Annotated in this window: 4 protein-coding genes; 2 read left to right on the forward strand and 2 right to left on the reverse strand. The window is 61.7% G+C overall.

From position 1 onward, the window contains the following. Positions 1-43 precede the first annotated feature (43 nt). Together G1E_RS24700 and ttcA are read right to left on the reverse strand one after the other, a co-directional pair. Positions 44-715, reverse strand: coding sequence for a DNA-3-methyladenine glycosylase I (locus G1E_RS24700; protein ID WP_009686033.1), 672 nt, complete (start codon positions 713-715; stop codon positions 44-46). A gap of 4 nt (positions 716-719) precedes the next feature. Further along, a complete protein-coding gene (gene ttcA, locus G1E_RS24705; RefSeq protein ID WP_009686034.1) occupies positions 720-1,544 on the reverse strand; it encodes a tRNA 2-thiocytidine(32) synthetase TtcA in 825 nt (274 codons plus the stop codon). 259 nt (positions 1,545-1,803) lie between these two features. On the opposite strand from ttcA, the gene G1E_RS24710 reads away from it, so the two are divergent. Together G1E_RS24710 and G1E_RS24715 are read left to right on the forward strand one after the other, a co-directional pair. Continuing rightward, a complete protein-coding gene (locus G1E_RS24710; protein WP_009686035.1) occupies positions 1,804-2,403 on the forward strand; it encodes a Yip1 family protein in 600 nt (199 codons plus the stop codon). Between the two features lie 132 nt (positions 2,404-2,535). Beyond that, the gene (locus G1E_RS24715; RefSeq protein ID WP_009686036.1) at positions 2,536-3,030 is read left to right on the forward strand and encodes a SprT family zinc-dependent metalloprotease; all 495 of its coding nucleotides are present in this window, start codon (positions 2,536-2,538) and stop codon (positions 3,028-3,030) included. Positions 3,031-3,164 lie beyond the last annotated feature (134 nt).

Below are 3,164 nucleotides of genomic sequence, written 5' to 3' on the forward strand. Positions count from 1 at the left end.
GCTGGCTTGCCGGCGATTGGACCGCACAGCGGCCCCGGCATGCTCAATGGTTGACGGTATGCGCCAGCATCACCGACAACTGGCACAGCGGCCGCCCGCTTTCGGCGTGCCACTGGTTGAACACCTGCTGCACCAGCGCCAGGTCGCGCTGGCTGGTCGGCTGCTTGTCGATCACTTTTTGGGCAATCAGCGCCGCCGCCATATCCTCGGTCGGGACAAAGGTGTCCTTGCCAACCATGCGCAAGAACCGTGGCGCCGACAAACCGCCGAGCTGGTTGCCATGCTTGGCCAGGTACTTCCACAGCCCGACAATGTCGGTCACCGGCCAGTCGGCAACGAACGCGCCAAAACTGCCATGCACCTTGGCGATGTCCAGCACCATCTGTGCATTGCGTGGCACGCTCTTGAGTTTGCCCAGGTGGCGGATGATGCGCTGATCCTGCATCAGCCGCTCCAGGTGTTCGGCGCCCATCAACACCACTTTTTCCGGGTCGAAGCCGAAAAACACCTGCTCGAAGGCTGGCCACTTGGCATCCACCAGGCTGTGCTTGAGGCCAGCGCGAAATACACGCAGGGCCAAGGTCGACAAGTAGCGGTCGTCGCTGATCTGGCGCAGTTGCGCCGGCGTGCGCGGCTGCGGCAGGAAGGCTTCCAGCGCCTGGGCAGAGCCGAAGCGGTTCAGGCAGTACTCATGCAGCCACTGATAATCGCGCATAGGCCTAGATGTTCACCACGTCCAGGAAGCGCGGCGCCGCGTTTTCGTCGATCTTCAGGCTGGTGAAGTCGAACAGGTTGCGGTCGGCCAGCTGCGACGGCGCCACGTTCTGCAATGCACGGAAAATGCTCTCGGTACGGCCCGGGTGCTTGCGCTCCCACTCCACCAGCATGTCCTTGACCACCTGGCGCTGCAGGTTTTCCTGCGAGCCGCACAGGTTGCACGGGATGATCGGGAAGGCCTTCATGTCCGAGTAGGCCTGGATATCCTTCTCGCTGCAGTAGGCCAACGGGCGGATCACCACGTTGCGGCCATCGTCGGCACGCAGCTTCGGCGGCATGCCCTTGAGCGCGCCGTTGAAGAACATGTTGAGGAAGAAGGTTTCGACGATGTCGTCGCGGTGGTGCCCCAGCGCCATCTTGGTCGCACCGATTTCGTCGGCGAAGGTGTACAGCGTGCCACGGCGCAGGCGCGAGCACAGCGAACAGGTGGTCTTGCCCTCGGGCACCAGCTCCTTGACCACCGAGTAGGTGTCCTTCTCGACGATGTGGTACTCGACCCCCAGCGCCTTCAGGTACGCCGGCAGCACGTGCTCGGGGAACCCTGGTTGCTTCTGGTCCATGTTCACCGCAACGATCTCGAAGGTGATCGGCGCCACCTTCTGCAGGTGCAACAGAACATCGAGCATGGTGTAGCTGTCCTTGCCGCCGGACAGGCAGACCATGACCTTGTCGCCATCCTCGATCATGTTGTAGTCGGTGATGGCTTCGCCGGCGAGACGACGCAGGCGTTTTTGCAGTTTGTTCTGGTTGACCGAGAGGGTGCCCATAGCGCTTGAATCCGCGAGGTGTGACAAAAGGCGGCTATTTTACGCACAAACGCGCCCGCGCTGTAGGCATTCCGACAAAGACTTCAATGTAATCACCAGGGCGGGCGACAGCGCAATTTGCTCTAAAAAGCGCGGTTTGTGCGGGTAACCGCTTCCTATACTGCCACATAAGGCCACATTACCGCTTGCTTCGGTGTTCGGCCTCGGGCCGCTTGCGCTCCATTTGGGGGCGTTTGGCAACATTGAGAGGAGTGACGGCATGATTCATCACGTTGTGGGGCTGTTTACCCATCCCGACCAGGAATGGCGGGAAATCCGTGGCGAAGAAGAATCCATCAGCCACATGTACCTGACGCACACCCTGATCCTTGCGGCGATTCCCGCAGTGTCCGCGTTCATCGGCACCACCCAGGTCGGCTGGGTGATCGGCGACCGGCCGGCCGTGATGCTGACCATGGAGAGTGCCCTGTGGATGAGCATCATGTCCTACCTGGCGATGCTGGCCGGGGTAGCGGTAATGGGCGCGTTCATCCACTGGATGGCCCGCACCTACGATGCCAACCCATCCATGGCCCAGTGCATAGCGTTCGCCACCTATACGGCCACCCCATTGTTCATCGGCGGCCTGGCGGCGCTGTACCCGCACTTGTGGCTGGGCATGCTGATCGGCACTGCGGCGGTCTGTTACACGGTGTACCTGCTGTACGTCGGCTTGCCGACCTTCATGAACATACCCGCTGACGAAGGCTTCCTGTTCTCCAGCTCGGTGCTGGCGGTGGGCCTGGTAGTGCTGGTGGCGATCATGGCCGCCACGGTGATCATCTGGGGACTGGGCGTGGGGCCGGTCTACACCAACTAGAACAGACTCGACCAACACCGGGGCATCAACCAGGGGCCGCCGCAAGGCGGCCCTTGGCTGAGCGCTGACCGGTGGCTCGGCACATGGCCCGAGGTTGCGGCATAATGATCGGGTCAGGAGAACCACCCCGCCATGCCCGAGCTGCTCAAGCAACGCGTCGAAACCTGTTACCAGCAAGCCGAAACCTTCTTCAAACGCCAGTTCCCGCGCCCGGAAATCAGCTTCAAGCTGCGCGGGCAAAAAGCCGGCGTCGCCCACCTGCACGAGAACCTGCTGCGTTTCAACCTGCAGTTGTACCGTGACAATCAGGAGGACTTTCTGCGCCAGACGGTCGCGCACGAAGTGGCGCACCTGGTGGCCCACCAATTGTTCGGTGACCGCATCCAGGCCCATGGCGAGGAATGGCAACTGATCATGCGCGGCGTGTACGAACTGCCGCCAAACCGCTGCCACAACTACGAGGTGCAACGGCGCGTGGTGACCCGTTACATCTACCGCTGCCCTTGCCCGCAGAGTGACTTCCCGTTTACCGCCCAGCGGCACAAGCTGGTACGCCAGGGCCGCCGTTACCTGTGCAAGCGTTGTCGGGAGATTCTGGTGTACAGCGGCGAGACCCGGGTTGAATAGGCCGGAACAGCCAATGGATAAATGCCTGTCAGTTAAGTAATTTGGGGCCGCTTTGCGACCCTTCGCGGGCACGCCCGCTCCTACAGGGAATCGCGCTTTTCTTGCGTTCAGCGCCAAACCTGTGGGAGCGGGCG

Source organism: Pseudomonas sp. TJI-51 (genome assembly GCF_000190455.2).
Lineage (GTDB): Bacteria > Pseudomonadota > Gammaproteobacteria > Pseudomonadales > Pseudomonadaceae > Aquipseudomonas > Aquipseudomonas juntendi.